This window comes from Streptomyces sp. NPDC004126, from assembly GCF_050275515.1.
In the GTDB taxonomy this organism is placed as follows: Bacteria; Actinomycetota; Actinomycetes; order Streptomycetales; family Streptomycetaceae; genus Streptomyces.
The window spans coordinates 83853-102625 of record NZ_JBNNPF010000032.1 but is presented as its reverse complement, the minus strand read 5'-3'; the positions used below and the strand labels follow the sequence as shown (position 1 = coordinate 102625).

At 73.9% G+C, this 18773-nt stretch carries 19 protein-coding genes; 6 read left to right on the top strand and 13 right to left on the bottom strand.

The genetic code is table 11. The features are described 5' to 3' along the window. Positions 1 to 189: 189 nt before the first annotated feature. The 8 genes from ACQKM2_RS27040 to ACQKM2_RS27005 form a co-directional block, all read right to left on the bottom strand. Positions 190 to 588: a rhodanese-like domain-containing protein gene (locus ACQKM2_RS27040; protein ID WP_427714245.1), complete on the bottom strand. Its 399-nt coding sequence runs from the start codon at positions 586 to 588 to the stop codon at positions 190 to 192. Then, positions 585 to 1121 (bottom strand): cysteine dioxygenase, encoded by a 537-nt coding sequence (locus ACQKM2_RS27035; protein WP_427714243.1) that lies wholly within the window; start codon positions 1119 to 1121, stop codon positions 585 to 587. Before ACQKM2_RS27035 ends, ACQKM2_RS27040 begins: the two co-directional genes overlap by 4 nt. Positions 1122 to 1198: 77 nt before the next feature. Beyond that, positions 1199 to 1285 carry a putative leader peptide gene (locus tag ACQKM2_RS27030; protein ID WP_311318651.1) on the bottom strand — a complete coding sequence of 29 codons (87 nt, stop codon included), beginning with the start codon at positions 1283 to 1285 and terminating at the stop codon, positions 1199 to 1201. 33 nt (positions 1286 to 1318) lie between these two features. Then, positions 1319 to 2899: an FAD-dependent oxidoreductase gene (locus ACQKM2_RS27025; protein ID WP_427714242.1), complete on the bottom strand. Its 1581-nt coding sequence runs from the start codon at positions 2897 to 2899 to the stop codon at positions 1319 to 1321. Positions 2900 to 3099: 200 nt separating this feature from the next. Continuing rightward, positions 3100 to 3990 carry an amino acid ABC transporter permease gene (locus tag ACQKM2_RS27020; RefSeq protein WP_427714240.1) on the bottom strand — a complete coding sequence of 297 codons (891 nt, stop codon included), beginning with the start codon at positions 3988 to 3990 and terminating at the stop codon, positions 3100 to 3102. Then, on the bottom strand, positions 3987 to 4661 hold the full coding sequence (locus ACQKM2_RS27015; protein ID WP_427714238.1) for an amino acid ABC transporter permease: 675 nt from the start codon (positions 4659 to 4661) through the stop codon (positions 3987 to 3989). The genes ACQKM2_RS27020 and ACQKM2_RS27015 overlap by 4 nt, the downstream gene beginning before the upstream one ends. Positions 4662 to 4745: 84 nt before the next feature. Next, positions 4746 to 5600, bottom strand: a complete 855-nt coding sequence (locus tag ACQKM2_RS27010; RefSeq protein ID WP_427714236.1) for a glutamate ABC transporter substrate-binding protein — start codon at positions 5598 to 5600, stop codon at positions 4746 to 4748. A 98-nt stretch (positions 5601 to 5698) separates the two neighbouring features. Next, positions 5699 to 6484, bottom strand: coding sequence for an amino acid ABC transporter ATP-binding protein (locus tag ACQKM2_RS27005; protein ID WP_427714234.1), 786 nt, complete (start codon positions 6482 to 6484; stop codon positions 5699 to 5701). 277 nt (positions 6485 to 6761) lie between these two features. Here ACQKM2_RS27005 and ACQKM2_RS27000 point away from each other — a divergent pair, with 277 nt between their 5' ends. Together ACQKM2_RS27000 and ACQKM2_RS26995 are read left to right on the top strand one after the other, a co-directional pair. Then, complete coding sequence (locus ACQKM2_RS27000; protein ID WP_362461456.1) at positions 6762 to 7466, top strand: response regulator transcription factor; 705 nt, start codon at positions 6762 to 6764, stop codon at positions 7464 to 7466. A 12-nt stretch (positions 7467 to 7478) separates the two neighbouring features. Beyond that, positions 7479 to 8891 carry an ATP-binding protein gene (locus tag ACQKM2_RS26995; protein ID WP_427714232.1) on the top strand — a complete coding sequence of 471 codons (1413 nt, stop codon included), beginning with the start codon at positions 7479 to 7481 and terminating at the stop codon, positions 8889 to 8891. Here the strand turns inward: ACQKM2_RS26995 and ACQKM2_RS26990 are convergent. Beyond that, positions 8888 to 10990 carry an endo-beta-N-acetylglucosaminidase gene (locus tag ACQKM2_RS26990; protein ID WP_427714229.1) on the bottom strand — a complete coding sequence of 701 codons (2103 nt, stop codon included), beginning with the start codon at positions 10988 to 10990 and terminating at the stop codon, positions 8888 to 8890. The genes ACQKM2_RS26995 and ACQKM2_RS26990 overlap by 4 nt on opposite strands. Before the next feature lie 77 nt (positions 10991 to 11067). Then, positions 11068 to 12303 carry a glycoside hydrolase 5 family protein gene (locus ACQKM2_RS26985; RefSeq protein WP_427714228.1) on the bottom strand — a complete coding sequence of 412 codons (1236 nt, stop codon included), beginning with the start codon at positions 12301 to 12303 and terminating at the stop codon, positions 11068 to 11070. Between the two features lie 204 nt (positions 12304 to 12507). Here ACQKM2_RS26985 and ACQKM2_RS26980 point away from each other — a divergent pair, with 204 nt between their 5' ends. Both ACQKM2_RS26980 and ACQKM2_RS26975 read left to right on the top strand, forming a co-directional pair. Further along, positions 12508 to 13557 (top strand): LacI family DNA-binding transcriptional regulator, encoded by a 1050-nt coding sequence (locus tag ACQKM2_RS26980; protein WP_427714225.1) that lies wholly within the window; start codon positions 12508 to 12510, stop codon positions 13555 to 13557. A 55-nt stretch (positions 13558 to 13612) separates the two neighbouring features. Further along, positions 13613 to 14578, top strand: a complete 966-nt coding sequence (locus ACQKM2_RS26975; RefSeq protein WP_427714254.1) for an ROK family protein — start codon at positions 13613 to 13615, stop codon at positions 14576 to 14578. Here ACQKM2_RS26975 and ACQKM2_RS26970 read toward each other — a convergent pair. Continuing rightward, positions 14568 to 15563, bottom strand: a complete 996-nt coding sequence (locus ACQKM2_RS26970) for a TAXI family TRAP transporter solute-binding subunit (protein WP_427714223.1) — start codon at positions 15561 to 15563, stop codon at positions 14568 to 14570. The two genes, ACQKM2_RS26975 and ACQKM2_RS26970, sit on opposite strands and share 11 nt — an antisense overlap. A gap of 196 nt (positions 15564 to 15759) precedes the next feature. On the opposite strand from ACQKM2_RS26970, the gene miaB reads away from it, so the two are divergent. Both miaB and ACQKM2_RS26960 read left to right on the top strand, forming a co-directional pair. Further along, the gene (miaB, locus tag ACQKM2_RS26965; protein WP_427714220.1) at positions 15760 to 17280 is read left to right on the top strand and encodes a tRNA (N6-isopentenyl adenosine(37)-C2)-methylthiotransferase MiaB; all 1521 of its coding nucleotides are present in this window, start codon (positions 15760 to 15762) and stop codon (positions 17278 to 17280) included. Between the two features lie 34 nt (positions 17281 to 17314). Next, positions 17315 to 18037 carry a hypothetical protein gene (locus ACQKM2_RS26960; RefSeq protein WP_427714218.1) on the top strand — a complete coding sequence of 241 codons (723 nt, stop codon included), beginning with the start codon at positions 17315 to 17317 and terminating at the stop codon, positions 18035 to 18037. Between the two features lie 85 nt (positions 18038 to 18122). Here ACQKM2_RS26960 and ACQKM2_RS26955 read toward each other — a convergent pair whose 3' ends face one another. Together ACQKM2_RS26955 and ACQKM2_RS26950 are read right to left on the bottom strand one after the other, a co-directional pair. Beyond that, positions 18123 to 18368: an antitoxin gene (locus tag ACQKM2_RS26955; RefSeq protein ID WP_427714216.1), complete on the bottom strand. Its 246-nt coding sequence runs from the start codon at positions 18366 to 18368 to the stop codon at positions 18123 to 18125. A 22-nt stretch (positions 18369 to 18390) separates the two neighbouring features. Then, a complete protein-coding gene (locus tag ACQKM2_RS26950; RefSeq protein ID WP_427714215.1) occupies positions 18391 to 18642 on the bottom strand; it encodes a hypothetical protein in 252 nt (83 codons plus the stop codon). Positions 18643 to 18773 lie beyond the last annotated feature (131 nt).

Here is an 18773-nt window from a genome sequence, read left to right as displayed (position 1 = left end):
GGTCAGGGGCGCAGCCCCTGGGAACGGTGGAAGGGCGGGTAGGGGACAGCCCCGCGCAGCGGCCCACCCACCCGCACCCGACCCACCGGCACCGGCCACGGAACCCGGCCCCGGCCCCGACGGACGGAGTCCGGCGCAGTGGCGCGAAGCCGGGGAGGCCCCCTGGGGCCGAGCCGCGCGAGTGGCGCGTCAAGGAGGGGTGACGGGCAGGCCCGCGGCGCGCCACGCCTGGAACCCGCCCGTGAGGTCCGTCGCCCGCCGCAGCCCCAGCGCGTGCAACGACCCCGCGGCCAGCGAAGACGCGTAGCCCTCGTTGCAGATCACCACCACCCGCAGGTCGTGCGACACGGCCTCCGGGAGCCGGTGGGAGCCCTGGGGGTCCAGCCGCCACTCCAGTTCGTTGCGCTCCACGACCACCGCCCCCGGGATCAGCCCGTCCCGCTCGCGCAGCGCCTGGTAGCGGATGTCCACCAGCAGGGCCCCGTCCAGCGACGCCTCGTACGCCTCCTGCGGGCCGATGCGCTCGTACGCCGCACGGACCCGCTCCAGCAGCTCGTCGATGCCGACCGGCGGCACGGCGGCGCTCACTGCCAGTCCGCCGGGCGCTCGACGTGCTCCAGCCGCAGCACCGGACCGCTGCGGCTGTACCGGCGGATCAGCGGCAGCGGCGGGTAGTACGCGTGGACGGAGACCGCGTGCTCCGAGGCGGACCCGTTGAGCACCTCGTGGACGTGGTGCTCGCCGAAGGCCCGCCCGCTGACCGCGCCGAGGCTGCGGGTGCGGTCCACGTCGGGGGCCAGTTCCAGGCTCTGCCAGCCCTCCGAGGGCAGGCGCACCGTCAGGGAGTGCTCCGTCAGCCGGCCCCGCGCGGTGGCGAACGCGCCCCGGGACTCGGCGTGGTCGTGCCAGCCGGTGCCGGTGCCCGGCGGCCAGCCGATCAGCCAGGCCTCGCTGCCGCCCGGCCCGTCGAGCCGGATCCAGGTCCGGCCCTCCGGATCGAGGGGGAGCGAGTCGACGATCTCCGGGTCGGCGGCGGTGCGCAGGGCGAAGTCGAGGAGTTCCGCCGCCGTCGGGGCCGACGACGGGCGGGCAGGGGCGTGCGTGGGCCGGGGGGAAGGCATGGATGTGACCGTCCTGGGGTTCGCGAAGGTGCGCGCGCCGGCCGGCAGGGCTCAGGGGCGCGCGGAGGGAAGGCGAATCAGCAGGAGGGGCGACACACGCAGCCCGCGTAGCGGAGCAGGTCCATGTGAACCCTCCGCCACAGGCGTACGTCGTTGCCGGTCATGTCCGCGAGTGAACCACGCGCCCCCGAGAACGGTCAATCGATCACGGGAGCGGGTGTGGCGGGCGAGCCCGCCGGGGCGCCCGCCCGGACGGCGTCGGCAGCCGCGTACAGCTCGGCCGGCCGGACCCCCGCGAAGGTGGCGGACAGGTGCCCGTCCGGGCGCACCAGCAGCACGGTGTGCGCGGGCGCCCCCGGGTAGCCGTCGGCGACCAGCAGGTCGGCCGGGACCGGCAGCGCGCTCACGGCCGCCGCGAGGCGGGGCATCACCCCGGCGCTCTGCCAGTGCCGCCGGTCCCACACCCCGGTGCCCGGCGCGACCAGCAGCACCAGCAGCCGGCCCCGCCCCAGCAGGTCGCGCAGCGGGACGGTGGCCCCGTCGGGCGCGGTCACGGGCACGTTCGCCACCGGCCCGCCCGGCTCGGTCGCCGTCGGGACCTCGCGCACGGCCACGGGCGGCGCGTACACGGGCTGCGCGCCCAGCGGGCCGCGCCCCAGGTGCCCGTCGGTCAGCAGGGTTTCGGCGGAACGCCCCGTCCCCGGCAGCAGGGTGCGCAGCCCGCCCCCGCCGCGCAGTACGGGCACGGCCTGGTCGGCGGCGCGCAGCCGGGCGGCGACGGCGGTGCGCCGTTCGCCCTCGTAGCTGTCGAGCAGGGCCTCGGAGGCGCCCTGGTGCCAGGCCAGGGCCAGCTTCCAGGCGAGGTTCTCCGCGTCGCGCAGCCCCTCCTCGACGCCCTGGGTGCCGACCGCGCCCAGCAGGTGCGCGGCGTCCCCGACGAGGAAGGCCCGGCCGTCGCGCCAGCGCAGGGCGAGCCGGTGGTGGAGGGTGTGCACGCCGGTGTCGATGAGGTCGTACGGGGGAGTCGTGCCGCCGCACCACAGGGCCAGGGTGTCCCGGATGAGGGTGACGAGCGCGTCGGGCGTGACGAGTTCGCCGCGCGCGGGCAGCAGCCAGTCGAGCCGCCACACCCCGTCGGGCAGCGGCCGGGCGGTGATCTCCTCGGGCCCGGACGGCGGGTTGCGGTGCAGCAACGCTTCGCCGGGCCAGGGCAGTTCGGCGCGCAGCGCGGCCACGGCGTGCCGCTCGACGGCGGTCCGGCCGGGGAAGCGGATGCCGAGCAGCTTGCGCACGGTGGAGCGGGCCCCGTCGCAGCCGACCAGGTGGCTGCCGCGCCACCAGGTGCTCTCGGTGCCCCGGGTGCGGGCGGTGATCCCGTGGCCGTCCTGCTCGAAGGAGTCCAGCTTGGCGCCGGTGACCAGCTGCACCAGGGGGTGCGCGGTGGCGGCGGCGCGCAGCCCGCGCACGAGGGCGTGCTGCGGGAGGTGCAGCGGAGCCTGCCCCTCGAAGGCGCCCTCGAAGGTGATCCGCCGGGCCTCCTGGCGGCGCTTCACGGTCCGCCAGGCCGCGTACCGGGCGCCCTCGTCGCGCAGGGTGGTACAGCCCAGCCGGTGGGCCATGGCGGCGGTGTCGGTGTGCAGCACGACACTGCGGGCGGGCCGGGGTTCGTCCTTGCCGGGCCCCTCGTCGAGCAGCACGCTGGGCACGCCGTGCCCGGCCAGGGCGAGGGACAGGGACAGCCCGACGGGCCCCGCGCCGACGACGATCACCGGGTCCATGATGCGGCTCCCGATGTCCGGTATGTGATCACAGAACGTATGCAACCCACTGGAGGTTCCTGCGTCAAGTGACACCCGGCCGGGACAGCGCTGTGTGGTGCGACGGAGGATTCCGCCGCACCACACGGGCTACGCACTATGACTGACCCTACGTCAGCCCTCCGGCGGCCTTCCGCCCGGGCTGGAGCAGGGCTCGACCGTCAGGCCCCGGCCGAGTTGTTGCCGGTGGCCATGTCGTTCACATCGGCCACGCCGACCACGGTGCCGGTGCCCTTCTTCGACTTCCGCAGCCGGCCCTCCATCCAGGAGGCGAAGGAGGTGAGGGCGAAGTTCACCGCGATGTAGATCAGGGCGACCACCACGAGCGTGGCGATGGTGTTGCTGTAGTTCGCCGAGACCTGCCGGTTCGCGGCCAGCAGGTCCGTGAGGCCGAGCAGCGAACCGCCGAGCGCGGTGTCCTTGAGGATCACCACGAGCTGGCTCACCAGGGCCGGCAGCATCGCGGTGACGGCCTGCGGGATCAGGACGTGGACCATGGTCTGGCCCTTGCGCATGCCGATCGCCTTGGCCGCGTCGGTCTGGCCGCGGGGGAGGGACTGCACACCGGCACGCACGATCTCGGCGATGACCGACGCGTTGTACAGGACCAGGCCGGTCACCACGGCGTACACCGGCCGGAAGTCCGAGGAGACGGCGGGGATGAACTGCACGAAGAAGGCGTAGCCGAACATCATCAGCATCAGGACCGGGATGGCGCGGAAGAACTCCACGACCACGCCGACCGGCACGCGCACCCAAGCGTGGTCGGAGAGCCGGCCCATGCCCAGCAGGGCGCCCAGCGGGAGGGCGACCACCATGGCGATCGCGCCGGCCTTCAGGGTCTCCACGAGGCCGGGGAGGAGGTAGGTCGTCCAGATCCGGCTGTCGGTGACGAAGGGGCTCCACTTGTCGGCGTCGAGCTGGTGCTTGTCCGCCATGACGGAGAGGACCCACCACGCGGCGAGCGCGAACAGGACCATGAAGCCGGCCGTGTAGATCCAGTTGCGGGCCTTGGCCTTGGGGCCGGGGGTGTCGTACAGCACGGAGCTCATCGCTTCACCGCCACTCGCTTGGCCACCCAGCCCAGCAGCAGACCGGTGGGCAGGGTCAGCAGGCAGAAGCCGAGGGCGAAGATCCCGAACACGGCGAAGATCGCGTCCGCCTCGTTCTCGATCATTTCCTTCATCAGCAGGGCCGCCTCGGCCACGCCGATGGCCGCGGCCACCGTGGTGTTCTTGGTGAGCGCGATCAGTACGTTGGCGAGCGGTGCGATGACCGCCCGGAAGGCCTGGGGGAGCACGATCAGGGTGAGCACCTGGAAGAAGCTCAGGCCCAGCGCGCGAGCCGCCTCGGCCTGGCCGACGGGCACGGTGTTGATGCCCGAGCGCAGCGCCTCGCAGACGAAGGTGCCGGTGTAGGCGGTCAGAGCGAGGACGGCGAGCCGGAAGCCGGTCTCCTTGGACGTGTCGCCGCCCAGGTTGATCGTGAGCGTCTGGTACAGGCCCAGCGAGCTTCCGATGATCAGCAGGGTCAGCGGTGTGTTGCGGACCAAGTTGACGTATGCGGTGCCGAAGGCCCGCATCAGCGGGACCGGGCTGACCCGCATCCCGGCCAGGACGGTGCCCCATATGAGGGAGCCCACCGCCGAGTAGAGGGTGAGCTGAACCGTCACCCAGAAGGCTCCGAGCAGGTCGTACTGCCCGGAATCAAGAAAGTCGAACACGTTGCCCTGCGCTCTCCCCAGGATGGCCGGTGGAGTACGCCGCCGCCCGCGGACGGGCGGGCGGCGACGCACCCCACCGGGAAATCAGCTGCCTTCGGTGATCTGCGGGGCAGGCTCGTTCTTGTAACCGGACGGGCCGAGGTTCTTCTTCACGGCCGCTTCCCAGGCACCGTCCGCGACCATCTTCTTGAGCGCGGCGTTGATCTTGGTCTGGAGGTCCTTGTCGCCCTTCTTCAGACCGATGCCGTAGTTCTCGTTGCTCATGCTCAGGCCGACGAGCTTGAACTTGCCCTTGTTCTTCTCCTGCGCGGCGTAACCGGCCAGGATCGAGTTGTCCGTGGTCAGCGCGTCCACGGCCTTGTTCTCCAGGCCGGTGAGGCACTCGGAGTAGCCCGGGAACTCCTGCAGGTCGGCGTCCTTGGCGAGGTCCTTCTTGATGTTCTGCGCCGAGGTGGAGCCGGTGACGGAGCAGAGCTTCTTCTTGTTGAGGTCCTCGACCTTGGTGATCGAGCTGTCGTCGGCGCGGACCAGCAGGTCCTGGTGGGCCAGGAAGTACGGGCCGGCGAAGTCGACCTTCGCCTTGCGCTTGTCGTTGATCGAGTAGGTGGCGGCGATGAACTTCACGTCGCCGTTGGAGATCAGGTTCTCGCGGTCGGCGCTGACGGCCTGCTTCCACTCGATCTGGTCCGGCTGGTAGCCGAGCTCCTTGGCGACGTAGGTCGCCACGTCGACGTCGAAGCCCTCGTACTTGCCGTCCGGGGTCTTCAGGCCCATACCCGGCTGGTCGAACTTGATGCCGATGACGATCTTGTCCGACTTGCCGCCGCCGGACGGACCGCCGTCGCTCGCCGCGTCCTTGCTGCCGCCGCCACAGGCGGTCGCCGTCAGGGCGAGAACGGCGGCCGTGGCAACGGCAGCGCCGGTCTTGAGAACCTTCATGGTGAACTTCCCTCGGGTGAGACGTTGTTGAACGACGAGCAGGACACGTCGTGGGCGACGGCACGGGCCGTCGATCGGATCACTACCAGACGAGAGCGTCAGTGGTGCAGGATCTTCGAGAGGAAGTCCTTGGCACGGTCGCTCTTCGGGGCGCTGAAGAACTGCTCAGGGGTGGCCTGTTCGACGATCTTGCCGTCCGCCATGAACACGACCCGGTCGGCCGCCGAGCGGGCGAAGCCCATCTCGTGCGTGACGACGACCATCGTCATGCCCTCGCGGGCGAGCTGCTGCATGACCTCCAGCACCTCGTTGATCATCTCCGGGTCCAGCGCCGAGGTGGGCTCGTCGAAGAGCATCACCTTCGGGTCCATCGCCAGCGCCCGGGCGATCGCCACGCGCTGCTGCTGGCCACCGGACAGCTGCGCCGGGTACTTCTCGGCCTGTGCGCCGACGCCCACCCGGTCCAGCAGGGCCTTCGCCTTCTCCAGGGCCGTCGCCTGGTCCGTCTTGCGGACCTTGAGCTGACCCAGCATCACGTTCTGCAGCACCGTCTTGTGTGCGAACAGGTTGAACGACTGGAAGACCATGCCCACGTCCGCGCGCAGCCGGGCCAGTTCCCTGCCCTCGGCCGGAAGGGGCTTCCCGTCCAGCGTGATGCTGCCCGAGTCGATGGTCTCCAGCCGGTTGATGGTCCGGCACAGCGTCGACTTGCCCGAGCCCGAGGGCCCGATCACCACGACGACCTCACCGCGGGCAATGCTCAGATCGATGTCCTGAAGCACGTGCAGCGCGCCGAAGTGCTTGTTGACGTTGCTCAGTACGACCAGGCCGTCCGCGGCACCGGCCGCATCCTCCACGTCCTTGGTCACTGATACTCCGCTCATCGGCTTCTTGCTCCGTCCTCCGTCGGTTGGGAGGAATGTAGTGATGAGGTGAGCACACCGTCAGCACATCTGAGGGAGAATTGAGCATAACGAAACGGCCTCGCGCCGATACGCTCCGTACGCGGTACCCACGAAGGGTGCGATGTACTCGTACCGGGTGCATAACGGAAGACTCGCCGGACCGGAACCCTCTTGACGTGGGACTCTCCCATGGGCGTGGATGCATGGTGACCATCTGTACGGAAGCTGAAGCGGAAGAATCGGGAAGGGGGACTCCATGAGGCTGCTGCTCGTCGAGGACGACGACCACGTCGCCGCCGCCCTTTCGGCGATCCTCGCCCGGCACGGCTTCCAGGTGACCCATGCCCGCAACGGCGAGGAGGCCCTCCAGGCGCTGCTGCCGGCCGGGGCCAAGCCCTTCGGCGTGGTCCTCCTGGACCTGGGCCTGCCCGACCAGGACGGCTACGAGGTCTGCGGCAAGATCCGCAAGCGCACCTCGACCCCCGTCATCATGGTCACCGCCCGCGGCGACGTCCGCTCGCGCATCCACGGCCTGAACATGGGCGCCGACGACTACGTGGTCAAGCCGTACGACACCGGCGAGCTCCTCGCCCGCATCCACGCCGTCGCCCGGCGCACCGGCGCCGCCGACGAGGCCGCCGCCACCCCCGAGACCGCCCCCGGCACCGTCCGGCTCGGCTCCGTCGCCGTGGAGCTGCCCACCCGCCGCGTCACCGTGAACGGCACCGACGTACCGCTCACCCGCAAGGAGTTCGACCTGCTGGCCCTGCTCGCCCAGCGGCCCGGCGTCGTCTTCCGCCGCGAGCAGATCATCAGCGAGGTGTGGCGCACCAGCTGGGAGGGCACCGGCCGCACCCTGGAGGTCCACGTGGCCTCGCTGCGCTCCAAGCTCGGCATGCCCGCGCTCATCGAGACCGTCCGCGGGGTGGGCTACCGGCTCGTCACCCCGGCCGTCCCCTAGCGGGGTCCCGCCGTGCGCACCCGGCTGCTCCCGCTCCTGGTCATCCTGATGGCGGGCGTCCTGATCGCGCTCGGCCTCCCGCTCGCCGTCAGCCTGGCCGCCGCCCAGCAGCAGCGGGTGGTGGTCGACCGCATCGACGACAGCGCCCGCTTCGCGGCCCTCGCACAGTTCGTCATCGACGCCGAGGGCTCCGGAGCCACCGGCGCCGACGAACGCCGCGACACCCTCCAGCTCGAACTCGCCCGCTACCAGGAGCTGTACGGCATCCGCGTCGGCATCTTCTACCGCGACGACAACGCCATGGTCCGCGCCCCCGGCTGGTGGCAGCTGCCCGACTCCAGGGAAGGCAAGCGCGCCTTCCAGGACGCCCTCGCCGGCCGGCGCAGCCACGACCCCGGCCAGGTCTGGCCCTGGCAGACCAGCGGCAAACTCCTCGTCGTCTCCCCGGTCGTCCTCGACGGCGACGTCGTCGCCGTCGTCGCCACCGAATCACCCACCGACCAGATGCGCGCCCGGACCCTGCGCGGGTGGGCGGTCATCGCCGCCGGCCTCGCCGCCGCCATGCTGGCCGCCTTCGGCGCCGCCCTGCGCCTGACAAGTTGGGTGCTCAAGCCCGTACGGACCCTGGACGCCGCCGCCCACGGCATCGCCACCGGACGCATGAACTCCCGCGTCGCCGCCGCGAGCGGCCCGCCGGAACTCAGACGCCTGGCCCGCTCGTTCAACGAGATGGCCGACAACGTCGAAGAGGTACTGGAGCAGCAGCGGGCGTTCGTCGCGGACGCCTCCCACCAGCTGCGCAACCCGCTCGCCGCGCTGCTCCTGCGCATCGAGCTCCTCGCCCTCGAACTCCCCGAGGGCAACGAGGAGATCGCCTCCGTGCGCACCGAGGGCAAACGCCTCGCCCAGGTCCTGGACGACCTGCTGGACCTGGCGCTGGCCGAACACGCCTCCGCCGAGATCAGCCTCACCGACATCGGCGAGCTCGCCGCCGAACGGGTCGCCGCCTGGCGCCCCTACGCGGAGGAGAAGGGCGTACGCCTCACCGAGGCGGGCCGCAGCGCCGTCACCGGCTGGGCCGACCCCATCGCCCTGTCCAGCGCCCTCGACGCCGTCATCGACAACGCCCTGAAGTTCACCCCCGCCGGCGAGGAGGTCGAGGTGTCGGTCTCCGCCGAGGGACGCAGCGCGCTCGTCGTCGTCGCCGACCGCGGACCCGGCCTGACCGAGGAGGAGCTGCTGCGCGTCGGCGACCGCTTCTGGCGCAGCGGCCGCCACCAGAACGTGAAGGGCTCCGGTCTCGGCCTGTCGATCTCCCGCGCCCTGCTCGCCTCCGGCGGCGGATCCATCTCCTACGAGACGAACCCGCCGCACGGCCTGCGCGTGACGGTGGCCGTACCCCGCACCGACCCCCAGGAGGGTTAGGGCCAGGGCAGTTCGGCACGGGCCGGCGGGGAGGCGGCGTACGCCTCGTCCACCGTGCGGAGCTCGAAGACGGCCGCCCGCTCCCCGTCCGCCCGGACGACCAGCGGCACGTGGAGGGCGGCCGCGCAGGTACCGGCCAGGAAGCGGCGGGTGCCGTCGGGCAGGAGGCGGTGGAGCTCGTAGTGCCGGACCGGCCCGGCAGCCCGGTCCCAGCGCAGGCGGAGCCCGGCCCGGCCGCCGCCCTGACCGGAGACGGCCTCCACCCTCAGGTGCGAGGGCGGGGCCGGGGGCCGCCGGGCGGTGGTGTCGCGTACCGTCAGGGCCCCGAGCCGCCAGGACACCGCCGCCTTCCCGGGCGCGGTGATCCGTACGGCAAGGGCGTACGCGGTCCTCCCGGCCAGGCGCGCGAGGGGCACGCGGGAGGTCCGCCAGCCCTGGCCCGGGCCCGCCGTCCCGGCCGGCAGCCAGGTGTACGGCACCGGCGCGCCCGGGGCGGACGGCTCGCGGACGGCGACGCCGAGTTCCACGGCCACCGGCCCGGCGCCGCCGCTCGTGTGGACCAGCTCCGCGACCGCCGAGCCGGTCAGGGGCAGGCGAGTGGAGTGCAGTGCCACGGCCGCCGGCCCGCTGAGCGCGCCCGCCACCAGCAGGCTGGAGCCCCCGCGCCAGGCGTCCGCGAAGTCCAGGGTCACCGAGGGGCGCGCCCCGGCGGTGTCCACCACCCAGCGCCGGCCCGGGAGCCGGTCCTGGAGCGCCAGGTGGTTCCACGGCTCCCCGGAGGTGACCGCCCCGTCCTCGTACCAGCGCAGCCCGTGCCCGGTGTTGAAGGAGCAGCCGAACGGCAGCCCGGCGACCGTGGAGCGGTCCGCGGTGAACGTGGCCGGGGCCCGCCAGGCGGCCTGCGGCGCGGGCCGGGACGGGTCCCCGGACTCGCCCGTCCAGAACCGGTCGTCGGCGCGGTGGAACGCGCCGGGGGAGCGGTCGGCGAGGTGGTTGCGCGTCCATTCCGGCCGGTAGAGGCCGAGGCTGACCACGTGCTCGCGGTCGCGCGGGACGACGGCGTCCCAGTCGACGGCGGAGTCCCAGCCCCTGGACTCCACGTCCACCGCCGCCCACAGCTCGTGGCGGCTGCGGCCGAGCCGGCCGGCGAGGGCGCCGGAGTCGGCGAGGGTGCGCGCCGTCCAGCGGAAGTCCACGAACACCGTGTCCGCGACCCGCCCCGAACGGTCCTCGAAGAACTCCTGGTTGAGCGCGTTGAGGGCGCCCTGCCAGCCGACCCGGCCGGTGACGTTCATCGCGTCGTACCAGGTGATCCGCAGCCCGTGCGGCTCGCCCGCCGCCCGCAGCGCCCGCAGGAACTCCCGCATGAGGGTGGCGAGGGCGCCGTCCCCGCCGTCCGTCTCGGCGTTGACGAACCAGCCGTCGAAGCCGTGCGCCACCGCCACCCGGACCAGCTGCTCCGCGACCGGGAACCGGCCGTCGGGCTCCCGCCGCACCAGGTCGCGCGTCCACTGGAGGTCGCCGCCGTAGGGGACGGGCGGCAGGAAGACGTTGCCCAGCACCCGGACCCCGTGGCGGTGGGCGGCGTCGACGACGGGCGCGTTCGGGGCCAGCACGAGGCCCTCGCCGGCGGAGCCGCCCCAGAAGACCAGCTCGTCGAGGTACGCCCAGTGCGTCAGGGCGTAGTAGTCGGCGGTCGCCGAGCCCTGGGAGGGGTTGCCGGAGGTCGGCCCGAACGAGACCAGCGCCGATATCCGGGCCTGGCCGGTGCGGGCGCCGCGGTGCGGGGGGACGGGGGTGAAGCGCGGGGCGAGGGGCACCGTCGCCGTGTTGTGGGCGAGGTCCGGGTCCGACTCCGGGGTCCAGTCGCCGAGCGAGCGCCACACGACGCCGGGGGCGGGGGTGCCGTGGGGGAGCGAGCCGGGGAACCAGTAGGAGGCGTACGGGGTCAGGTCGCCGGCGGGCGGGACGGCGGCGGCGGCGGGAGCGGCCGCCGCCGGGGCGGGCGGGCCGAGCAGCGGGGCTCCGGCGGCGGCCCCGGCCGCTGCGGCGGCCAGCAGGGTGCGTCTGGTCGGGCGTAAGGGGGCGGGGTCGGACATCGGGGGCTCCTCACGGTGCGGCTCGGGCGGGGGGCGGAGGCGGGGGCGGGGCCGGGTGCGGGTGCGGGTGCGGGCCGTCATTCCACGTCGCTGACGTGGACGACTTCCGTGATGCCCCGGGTCTTGAGGTGGGCCGGATCCTCCGCGCGGTCGGCCAGGACCACCGCCGGGCGGGCCCCCCGGGCCGTCAGGGAGGCCCAGGCCTCGAAGAACGGGCCGCCCGGGGCGCAGGACGCGCGGCCCCGGGACTCGTCCAGGACGAGCGCGGTCCCGCGTACGGGCGGGCGGTGTTCGCGGTCCCGCCAGGCCGCGGCGACGCGCGCCAGGACGGTCCCGGCGGGCTTGGGCCGGCGGTCGTTGGTCAGCAGGCCCAGGCCGTACTCCAGCTCCGGGAAGTCCACGAGCTCCCGGGACACGTCGTGCGAGCACCACCACGTCACCCCCCACAGCCCCGGGCAGTCCAGGGCGGCCGCCAGCGTGGCGGCCGTGAACCGTGCGGCGTGCTCCGCGGGGATCAGCGGCGCCGGCGCCCCGACCTCCTGGAGCCACACCGGCCGGGCCGGGTCCTCGGCCCAGGCCTTCGACAGCTCGACCAGGTACGCGGCGTGGTGCTCGGTGGCCGTCCCGGTCCGGCCGTGGCGCTGCGCGGTGCCGTTGAACACCCAGGAGTGCACGGCGGTGGCCGCGCCCAGCCGGGCCGCCTGGGCCGGGGTGAAGGGGTGCCCGTCCTGGTACCAGGCGGCGTCGTACTCGGCGTGCACGTGCAGCCGTCCCGGGGCGCCCCGTTCGCAGGCGGCGAGCATCCGCTCCAGCCAGCGTCCGGCCTGCTCGGGGGTGACGGGGTCGGGGTCGGGGTGCGGAGGGCCGGAGAACTGGTTGGTCTCGTTGCCCACCGTCATCCCGAGGAAGTTCGGCCGGTCGGCGAGGGCGGCGGCGAGGGTGCGCAGGTACTCCTCCTGTGCCGCGACGGCCTCCGGGTCGGTGAAGAGGTTCCGCCGGTGCCAGGTCCGCGTCCAGGCGGGCAGGAAGTCGAAGCTCGACAGGTGCCCCTGGAGGCCGTCCACGGCGACGTCGAGCCCGCGCGCGGCGGCCGCGTCGGCGAGGGCTGCGAGCTGCTCGACGGCGCGCGGCCGGATCAGCGCGCGGTTGGGCTGGAAGAGCGGCCACAGCGGGAACACCCGTACGTGGTCCAGGCCGAGGGCGGCGATCGAATCGAGGTCGGCCCCGACCTCGGAGAGGTCGAAGTCGAGCCAGTGGTGGAACCAGCCGCGTGCCGGGGTGTAGTTGACGCCGAAGCGCAGGGTGCGGTCCATGGAATGGTCCCGGGTTCTCGGGGAATGCGTCGCCGGACGACCACAAACTGCCGGGCCGCGCGGGCTGTGGTCAACAGGGCCTCCGGCGCCGGGCGGCCGGATCCGCACGGTGCCGGATGCCGCCGACCGCAAGGTTGTTGCCGCGGTCGGGTCGGCGTACGGTCCGCCCCAGCGCAGTCCACGTCACGGAGGGATGAGGCAGGGATGGCCCGCAGACCCACCATCAAGGACATCGCCCGCGGAGCCGGAGTGTCCGAGAGCGCCGTCTCCTTCGCCCTCAACGGCAGGCCGGGGGTCTCCGAGGACACCCGCGCCCGGGTCCGCCGGGTCGCCGAGGAACTGGGCTGGCAGCCGCACCACGCGGCCCGGGTCCTGTCCGGCGAGCGCTGCGGGGCCGTCGGGCTGGTGCTGGCCCGGCCCGCGCACACCCTCGGGGTCGAGTCGTTCTTCCTCCAGCTCGTCTCCGGCATCCAGGAGGTGCTCTCCGCCGGGCGCACGGCGCTGCTGTTCCAGGTGGTGGAGGACGTCGACGCCGAATGCGCCGTCCACCGCCGCTGGTGGGCCGAACGGCGCGTGGACGGCGTCCTCGTCGTCGACCCCCGTACGCGGGACCCGCGCCCGGAGCTCCTGGCCCGGCTCGGGCTCCCGGCCGTGTTCGTCGGGGGGACGGCGGAGCCGGTGCCGGGGGACTCCCCGCCGCCGCTGTCGTCCGTCCGGGCCGACGACGCCCGCGCCATGGTCGGGGTGCTGCAGTACCTCCACGGGCTCGGCCACCGCCGCATCACGCACATCGCGGGCCTGCCCGGCCTCGCCCACACGGACCGGCGCATCGCCTCGCTGCGCGCCGAGGCCCGCCGGCTCGGGCTTCCCGAGGACCACGTCCGGTCGGTGCCCACCGACTACTCCGACGCCGAGGGCGCCGCCGCCACCCGCCGGGTCCTCGCCGAGCCGGATCCGCCCACGGCCCTCGTCTACGACAACGACGTGATGGCGGTGGCGGGCAGCGCGGTCGCCGCCGGGATGGGCATCCCCGTGCCCGGCCGGCTCTCCGTCGTCGCCTGGGACGACTCCGCGCTGTGCCGGGTCACCCACCCCCGGCTGACCGCGCTGGTCCGCGACACCGCCGGCTTCGGGCGGCTCGCGGCCGAGGAGCTCCTCGCGCTCCTCGCCGGAGGCCCGCCCCGGGCCCGGGAGAGCGAGCCGCCCCGGCTGGAACCCCGCGAGAGTACGGCCCCGCCGGCGGCGGCATACTGAAATCCGACCCCTTGGCAGGAGCGCCTCCGTGACCACCCCCACCTCAGCCTTCCCCGTGCCGCGCGGCGCCGCCGCGGCCGCCGTCGCCGGCCCGACCGTGGCGATCGACATCGGCGGCACGAAGATCGCCGGGGCGCTGGTCCACCCCGACGGCGCGATGACCGCGGTCACCCGGCGTCCCACCCCGCGCGGGACGGACGCCGACGGGGTCATGGCGGCGGTCGCGGAGGTCGTCGCGGACCTGGCGCGGGACCCCCTGTGGGCGCAGGCCGTCCGCTGCGGCATCGGCAGCGCCGGCCCCGTGGACACCTCGCGGGGCACCGTGAGCCCGGTCAACATCGGGGCCTGGCGGGAGTTCCCCGTGCAGGAGCGGACCGCCGCCGAGCTGGCCGCGCGCGGGGCCCGGATCCCGGTCGCCCTGGCCGGCGACGGCGTGGCCATGACGGCCGCCGAGCACTGGCTCGGCGCCGCCCGGGGGCACGCGAACGCCCTGTGCATGGTGGTCTCCACCGGGGTCGGGGGCGGGCTCGTCCTGAACAACCAGCTCCACCCCGGCCCCACCGGCAACGCCGGCCACATCGGCCACATCAGCGTCGCGTTCGACGGCGAGCGGTGCGTCTGCGGGGGCCACGGCTGCGTCGAGTCCCTCGCCTCCGGCACCGCCATCGCCCGCTGGGCCCTCGCCCAGGGCTGGACCGGCCCCGACCCCACCGCGGCCGGCGTCGCCGCCTCCGCCGCGGCCGGCGACCCGGTGGCACTGGCCGCCTTCGACCGGGCCGGGCGGGCCCTGGCCGCGGCCATCGCGGCCACCGCCACCCTCGTCGAGACCGACATCGCGGTCATCGGCGGCGGGGTCGCCGCCAGCGGGGACACCCTCTTCGAACCGATCCGGCGGCACCTGGCCTCGTACGCGGCCCTGTCCTTCGTCAAGGACCTCCAGGTCGTCCCGGCCACCCTCGGCACCCACGCCGGACTGATCGGCGCGGCCGCCGCCGCGATGATGCTGCTGCCTACGGCTTGACCGAGCGGTAGTACCGCCGGGCGCCCTCGTGCAGGTCCAGCGGGTCCGTGTAGATCGCCGTCCGCAGGTCCACCAGCTGCGCGGCGTGGACCTCGCGCCCGATCCGGTCCCGGCTGAGGATCACCGTCCGGGTGAACTGCTCGGTCAGCTCCGTTCCCGTGTCCTCCCGGGTCACCAGCAGGTTCGGCACGGCCAGCGTGGCCACCGCCGAGGTGTTGCGGGCCCGCGCGTACGCGTCCTGCGGCATCACCGCGGCGCGGTAGTACCGGGCCGGGCTGCCGCTGGCCTGGAGCTGCTCGACCAGGTCGCCCAGCTGCACGAGCCGGATCTCGAAGCGCTCCGACAGCTCGTGCACGGCGTTCGTCGGGAGCCCGCCCGACCAGAAGAAGGCGTCGATCCGCCCCGCCTCCAGCTCGGCGGGCATGGTGTCGATGCCGATCCCGACGGCGGTGATGTCCTTGTGCGGGTTCAGCTTGGCGGCCGTCAGCAGCCGTTCCGAGACCAGCCTGACCCCGGAGCCGTCCTGGCCCACCGCGACCCGCTTGCCCCGCAGGTCGCGGACCGACTGGACGGGCGAGCCCGCCGGCACCACCAGCTGCACGTAGTCGTCGTAGAGCCGTGCGCAGCCCCGCAGCCGGTCGGCGCCCGGCTTCCCGTCGGCCCGGTACTTGGCCACCGCGTCCGCCGTGGCGATCGTGAAGTCCGCCTGCCCGGCCGCGACCCGCTGGAGGTTCTGCTGGGAACCCTCGCTGGGCTCCAGCCGCACCTTCACGCCCGGCATGTCCTGCGCGAGCGCCCCCTCCAGCAGCTGCCCGTAGCGGTGGTACACGCCGGTACGCACACCCGTGCTGAAGGTCAGCCCGCCCTTGAGCTCGGGCTCGAAGAAGGGCCGCGGCCACCACAGCAGCCCCCCGAGCACGGCCAGCACGGCGACCAGGCCCAGGAGGAGGCGGCGCCGGCTGATGCGGGGAGGTACGAGGGGCATGCCGGGATCCTCCCACCCGCCCCGCCCGCCTGTCACGGCCGGACCCGCCCCGCCGCCCGGCCCGCACGGCCGCCCCGAGCCCTCCGGCCCGCTCCGGCGGCCCGACGCGCCCGCTCCGGCGGTCCGGCCTGCCCGCTCACCCCGGGCCGGGACCCGGGCGGCCGGAGGGCACTCCGGCACCGCCTACCCTTGTTCCATGACCAGCAGCAGCGACCGGAGCACGGCAGTGGTGGACCCCAAGGGAACTTACGAGGTGCGCACCTACGGGTGCCAGATGAACGTGCACGACTCCGAGCGGCTCTCCGGTCTGCTGGAGGACGCCGGCTACGTCCGGGCCCCCGAGGGCTCCGACGGCGACGCCGACGTGGTCGTCTTCAACACCTGCGCGGTGCGCGAGAACGCCGACAACAAGCTGTACGGCAACCTCGGCCGGCTCGCCCCGATGAAGACGAAGCGCCCCGGCATGCAGATTGCCGTCGGCGGCTGCCTCGCCCAGAAGGACCGCGACACCATCGTCAAGAAGGCCCCCTGGGTCGACGTGGTCTTCGGCACGCACAACATCGGCAAGCTGCCCGTCCTCCTGGAGCGCGCCCGCGTCCAGGAAGAGGCGCAGATCGAGATCGCCGAGTCGCTGGAGGCCTTCCCCTCCACCCTCCCGACCCGCCGCGAGTCCGCGTACGCCGCCTGGGTCTCGATCTCCGTCGGCTGCAACAACACCTGCACCTTCTGCATCGTCCCGGCGCTGCGCGGCAAGGAGGAGGACCGCCGCCCCGGCGACATCCTCGCCGAGGTCGAGGCCCTGGTCGCCGAGGGCGTCTCCGAGATCACCCTGCTCGGCCAGAACGTCAACGCCTACGGCTCCGACCTCGGCGACCGCGAGGCCTTCTCCAAGCTGCTGCGCGCCTGCGGGCAGATCGAGGGCCTGGAGCGGGTCCGCTTCACCTCCCCGCACCCGAAGGACTTCACCGACGACGTCATCGCCGCCATGGCGGAGACCCCGAACGTGATGCCGCAGCTGCACATGCCGCTGCAGTCCGGCTCCGACCCGATCCTGCGGGCCATGCGCCGGTCCTACCGGCAGGAGCGTTTCCTCGGCATCATCGAGAAGGTCCGCGCCGCGATCCCGCACGCCGCGATCTCCACCGACATCATCGTGGGCTTCCCCGGCGAGACCGAGGAGGACTTCCAGCAGACGATGCACGTCGTGCGCGAGGCCCGCTTCGCCGGCGCCTTCACCTTCCAGTACTCCAAGCGCCCCGGCACCCCCGCCGCCGAGATGGAGGGCCAGATCCCCAAGGAGGTCGTCCAGGAGCGCTACATGCGCCTGGTCGCCCTCCAGGAGGAGATCTCCTGGGAGGAGAACAAGAAGCAGGTCGGCCGCACCCTGGAGGTCATGGTCGCCGAGGGCGAGGGCCGCAAGGACGGCGCCACCGCCCGCCTGTCCGGCCGCGCCCCCGACAACCGCCTCGTCCACTTCACCAAGCCCGACGAGGACGTCCGCCCCGGCGACGTGGTCACCGTGGAGATCACGTACGCGGCCCCGCACCACCTCCTCGCCGAGGGCCCGACGCAGGCCGTGCGCCGCACCCGCGCCGGCGACGCCTGGGAGAAGCGCAACGCCGCCCCGGCGCAGCCGGCCGGCGTCATGCTCGGCATCCCCTCCATCGGCGTCCCGGCCCCGCTCCCGGCGGCCACCTCGGGCTGCGCGATCGACTGACCGCGCGGGGGCCGGGGCGGCTAGGCTGCGGATCATGCTCGTAGCCGCCGCCGTCTGCCCCGCCCCGCCGCTCCTCGTGCCGGAGGTCGCCGCGGGCGCCGCCGCCGAACTCGCCGACGCCCGTACCGCCTGCTCCGACGCGCTGGCCGTGCTCGCCGCGGCCCGGCCCGACCTGCTCGTCGTGGTTGGCGCCGCGGCCGAGGGCGGCGGGTACGACCAGGGCACCCCGGGCGGCTTCGCCGGCTTCGGCGTGGACCTGACCGTCACCCTGGGGCCGGACCCGGGCGGACCGCCGAGCGGCGAGGCCACCGGCACCGTCCTCCCGCCCTCCCTCGCGGTGGCCGGCTGGCTGCTCGGGCAGGCCCGCTGGGCGGCGGCCCCGGTCGCGGGGGTGGCCGTCGCCGAGGACCTCCCGGCCGGCGGCTGCGGCCTGCTCGGCGCGGACCTGGGCCGCTCCGCCGAGCGGGTGGCCATGCTGGTCATGGGCGACGGCAGCGCCTGCCGGACCCTGAAGGCCCCGGGCTACCTGGACGAACGGGCCGCCGCCTTCGACGCCGCCGCCGGACGCGCCCTGGGCGCCGCCGACACCGGGGCGCTCGCCGCGCTGGACCCCGTGCTCGCCGCCGAGCTGCTGGCCGCGGGCCGGGCGCCGTGGCAGGTGCTCGCCGGCGCCGCGGAGGGCGCGGGCCTGGACGGCCGGCTGCTGTACGAGGACGCCCCGTACGGCGTCGGCTACTTCGTGGCCGCCTGGTCGTAGCGGGCGCCGGCGCCGGGCCCGCCCGTACGCACGCACGACGAAGGGGCGCGGGACCAGGACGGTCCCGCGCCCCTCCGGTGCCGCGTCAGGAAGCGGCCGGCGGCGTCGGCCCGCCGGGGGTGTCCTTGTGCGCGATCTTGCCCAGGGCGTCCTTCGCCTTGTCCGCGCCCGTCGTGATCCGGGCGCTGTACTTGCCATGGGTCTTGGAGTCCACGACCTTGGCGACCTTGTCCAGGCCCTCGCCGATCTTGCCCTCGTGCTGCTGCGCGAGGTCGCCGACCTTGTCCTTCGCCGGAGCGAGCTTGGCCTTCAGATTGTCCATGAACCCCATGGGGCACCTTCCAGTGGCGTGACTACGTACGGGCGCCCTCGCCGGCCTCGCTGTCCGCGGCCGCCTCCACCGACTGCTGCTTCGGGATCTCCACGGCCTCCGCCGCGGGGGCCCCGGCCGCCGCAGACCCGGCTTCCTCGACCTCCACGACCTCCTCGGCCCCTGCGGCCGGCTCGGTCTCCGTCTCCAGCGCCTCCGCCGTGCCGGCCTCGGCCGCGGCCGGTTCGGCCACTACCTCTTCCTTGCGACGAAAAATCCGGTCAAAAACGCCCATGTCTACTCCCATAACGTTACTCGTGCGGGTGAAGTTCCGCCCTGGCCGGACCGGCGTCCACCACATGCGCGCCAGGCGCACGCCGGGCCGGAACCTCTTCAGGGCAACGACTTCGCCCGCACCCCGTCACC

Excerpts from the sequence above, each read along its gene's own strand:
- ACQKM2_RS26950 (WP_427714215.1), bottom strand. The coding sequence starts at position 18,642 with ATGGGCGTTTTTGACCGGATTTTTCGTCGCAAGGAAGAGGTAGTGGCC.
- ACQKM2_RS26960 (WP_427714218.1), top strand. The coding sequence starts at position 17,315 with ATGCTCGTAGCCGCCGCCGTCTGCCCCGCCCCGCCGCTCCTCGTGCCG.
- ACQKM2_RS27005 (WP_427714234.1), bottom strand. The coding sequence starts at position 6,484 with ATGAGCGGAGTATCAGTGACCAAGGACGTGGAGGATGCGGCCGGTGCC.
- ACQKM2_RS27000 (WP_362461456.1), top strand. The coding sequence starts at position 6,762 with ATGAGGCTGCTGCTCGTCGAGGACGACGACCACGTCGCCGCCGCCCTT.
- ACQKM2_RS26970 (WP_427714223.1), bottom strand. The coding sequence starts at position 15,563 with ATGCCCCTCGTACCTCCCCGCATCAGCCGGCGCCGCCTCCTCCTGGGC.
- ACQKM2_RS26985 (WP_427714228.1), bottom strand. The coding sequence starts at position 12,303 with ATGGACCGCACCCTGCGCTTCGGCGTCAACTACACCCCGGCACGCGGC.
- ACQKM2_RS27035 (WP_427714243.1), bottom strand. The coding sequence starts at position 1,121 with ATGCCTTCCCCCCGGCCCACGCACGCCCCTGCCCGCCCGTCGTCGGCC.
- ACQKM2_RS27025 (WP_427714242.1), bottom strand. The coding sequence starts at position 2,899 with ATGGACCCGGTGATCGTCGTCGGCGCGGGGCCCGTCGGGCTGTCCCTG.
- ACQKM2_RS27010 (WP_427714236.1), bottom strand. The coding sequence starts at position 5,600 with ATGAAGGTTCTCAAGACCGGCGCTGCCGTTGCCACGGCCGCCGTTCTC.
- ACQKM2_RS26980 (WP_427714225.1), top strand. The coding sequence starts at position 12,508 with ATGGCCCGCAGACCCACCATCAAGGACATCGCCCGCGGAGCCGGAGTG.
- ACQKM2_RS26955 (WP_427714216.1), bottom strand. The coding sequence starts at position 18,368 with ATGGGGTTCATGGACAATCTGAAGGCCAAGCTCGCTCCGGCGAAGGAC.
- ACQKM2_RS27030 (WP_311318651.1), bottom strand. The coding sequence starts at position 1,285 with ATGACCGGCAACGACGTACGCCTGTGGCGGAGGGTTCACATGGACCTG.
- ACQKM2_RS27020 (WP_427714240.1), bottom strand. The coding sequence starts at position 3,990 with ATGAGCTCCGTGCTGTACGACACCCCCGGCCCCAAGGCCAAGGCCCGC.
- miaB (WP_427714220.1), top strand. The coding sequence starts at position 15,760 with ATGACCAGCAGCAGCGACCGGAGCACGGCAGTGGTGGACCCCAAGGGA.
- ACQKM2_RS26990 (WP_427714229.1), bottom strand. The coding sequence starts at position 10,990 with ATGTCCGACCCCGCCCCCTTACGCCCGACCAGACGCACCCTGCTGGCC.